Raw genomic sequence first — 2,923 nt, 5'->3', positions numbered from 1 at the left:
AGTGGTATCGATCGAGTCGGCAATCGTAGTGACTGCAGGTGCAGTGTTCGGCACCAAGTTTTCGAAGTTGCCGCCGGTAGCGTTGGTGATCGTGGTGCTAACGGTAGAACCGTTGTTGTAAACATCGTTGGCCGGAGTATCCACAGCCACGGTGCCAACCGACTCACCCGCCTTGATAGTGATCACCGAGCCATTGCTCAGTGTGACGTTTACCGGCGTCTGTGCTGGATTGGTCAAAGTCGCGGTGTAGGTAATCTGACCGCCCTCGGTGACCGAGTTGTTTGCGGTCAGCGTGACGGTGGTGGTGTCGATCGAGTCAGCAATCGTAGTGATCGCAGGTGCAGTGTTCGGCACCAGGTTTTCGAAGTTACCGCCGGTGGCATTGGTAATTGTGGTGCTAACGGTAGAACCGTTGTTGTAAACGTCGTTGGCCGGGGTTTCGAAAACTACAGTGCCAGCGGATTTGCCCGCTTCGATAACGATGGTCTGCCCGTTGCTCAACGTCACGGTGACCGGCGTTTGCGCTGGGTTAGTCAGCGTAGCGGTGTAAGTAATCTGACCGCCTTCGGTGACCGAATTGTTTGCGGTCAGTGTGACGCTAGTGGTGTCGATCGAATCGGAAATCGTAGTGACCGCAGGTGCAGTGTTCGGCACCAGGTTTTCGAAGTTGCCGCCGGTGGCGCTTGTAATAGTGGTGCTAACGGTGGAACCGTTGTTGTAGACGTCGTTGGCCGGAGTATCCACAGCCACGGTGCCAACCGACTCACCTGCCTTGATAGTGATCACCGAGCCGTTGCTCAAGGTGACAGTCACTGGCGTCTGCGCTGGGTTAGTCAGCGTGGCGGTGTAAGTGATCTGACCGCCTTCGGTCACCGAGTTGTTGGCGGTCAGCGTGACGGTGGTGGTGTCGATCGAATCAGCAATGGTGGTTACAGCCGGTGCAGTGTTCGGCACGAGGTTTTCGAAGTTACCGCCGGTGGCACTCGTAATCGTGGTGCTAACAGTTGAACTGTTGTTGTAGACGTCGTTAGCTGGTGTATCGACCTGGACAGTACCAACCGACTCACCGGCTTTGATGGTAATCACTGCGCCATTGCTCAGGGTGACAGTCACTGGCGTTTGCGCAGGATTGGTCAAAGTAGCCGTATAAGTAATCTGACCGCCTTCGGTTACCGTCTGGCCAGCCGTCAACGTAACGGTAGTGGTATCGATTGAATCGGCAATCGTAGTGACCGCAGGTGCAGTGTTCGGCACCAAGTTTTCGAAGTTGCCGCCGGTAGTGTTGGTGATCGTGGTGCTAACGGTGGAGCCGTTGTTGTAGACGTCGTTGGCCGGAGTTTCGAAAACTACAGTGCCAGCGGATTTGCCTGCTTCAATAACGATCGTCTGACCATTCGAAAGTGTCACAGTCACCGGCGTTTGCGCTGGGTTAGTCAGCGTAGCGGTGTAGGTGATGTTGCCGCCTTCGGTGACCGAATTGTTTGCGGTCAATGTGACGGTAGTGGTATCGATCGAATCAGCAATCGTAGTGACTGCAGGCGCAGTGTTCGGCACGAGGTTTTCGAAGTTGCCGCCGGTAGCGTTGGTGATCGCAGTGCTGACGGTCGAGCCATTCGCGTAAACGTCGTTAGCTGGTGTATCTACAGCCACCGTGCCAACCGACTCACCGGCCTTGATAGTGATTACCGAGCCATTGCTCAAGGTGACCGTTACTGGTGTTTGCGCCGGATTAGTCAGCGTGGCGGTGTATGTGATCTGACCGCCTTCGGTGACCGAGTTATTTGCGGTCAGAGTAACGGTGGTGGTGTCGATCGAGTCGGCAATGGTGGTTACAGCAGGCGCGGTGTTCGGTACCAGATTTTCGAAGTTACCGCCGGTAGCGCTCGTAATCGTGGTGCTAACGGTAGAACCGTTGTTGTAGACATCGTTGGCCGGAGTTTCGAAAACAACAGTGCCAGCGGATTTGCCCGCTTCGATAACGATGGTCTGCCCGTTGCTCAACGTCACGGTGACCGGCGTTTGCGCTGGGTTAGTCAGCGTAGCGGTGTAAGTGATATTGCCGCCTTCGGTGACCGAGTTGTTTGCGGTCAGCGTGACGGTAGTGGTGTCGATCGAGTCCGCAATGGTGGTGACTGCAGGCGCAGTGTTCGGCACCAAGTTTTCGAAGTTACCGCCCGTTGCCGACGTAATCGTAGTGCTGACGGTCGAGCCATTGGCATAAACGTCGTTAGCTGGTGTATCTACAGCCACAGTACCAACCGACTCACCGGCCTTGATGCTAATTACCGAGCCATTGCTCAAGGTGACAGTCACTGGCGTTTGCGCTGGATTAGTCAGCGTAGCGGTGTAAGTAATCTGACCGCCTTCGGTCACGGTCTGGCCAGCCGTCAGCGTGACGGTAGTGGTATCGATCGAATCGGCAATCGTAGTGACTGCAGGCGCAGTGTTTGGCACCAGATTTTCGAAGTTACCGCCGGTGGCCGACGTAATCGTAGTGCTGACCGTCGAGCCATTAGCGTAAACATCGTTAGCCGGGGTATCGACGGCTACAGAGCCAACCGACTCACCGGCTTTGATATTGATTACCGAGCCATTGCTCAAGGTGACCGTTACTGGCGTCTGCGCTGGATTGGTCAGCGTGGCGGTGTAAGTGATTTGACCGCCTTCGGTGACCGAATTATTTGCGGTCAGGGTAACGGTGGTAGTGTCGATCGAGTGTCTGCGCTGGATTGGTCAGCGTGGCGGTGTAAGTGATTTGACCGCCTTCGGTGACCGAATTATTTGCGGTCAGGGTAACGGTGGTAGTGTCGATCGAGTCAGCAATCGTAGTGACTGCAGGTGCAGTGTTCGGCACCAGATTTTCGAAGTTGCCGCCGGTAGCGTTGGTGATCGTAGTGCTGACGGTCGAGCCATTGGCATAAAC

The 2,923-nt window shown here is 55.3% G+C and carries 1 pseudogene (cut by a window edge); it reads right to left on the bottom strand.

The annotated features are described in order from the left end of the window. Positions 1 to 2,923, bottom strand: a pseudogene (locus AO240_RS29380) (retention module-containing protein); its annotated part runs 7,387 nt beyond the window's last position; the annotation flags it as partial.

It is taken from the genome of Pseudomonas sp. ICMP 460 (assembly GCF_002723595.1).
Lineage (GTDB): Bacteria > Pseudomonadota > Gammaproteobacteria > Pseudomonadales > Pseudomonadaceae > Aquipseudomonas > Aquipseudomonas kitaguniensis.
The sequence above is the reverse complement of the archived record's forward strand: the minus strand, read 5'-3'. Positions and strand labels throughout refer to the sequence as shown.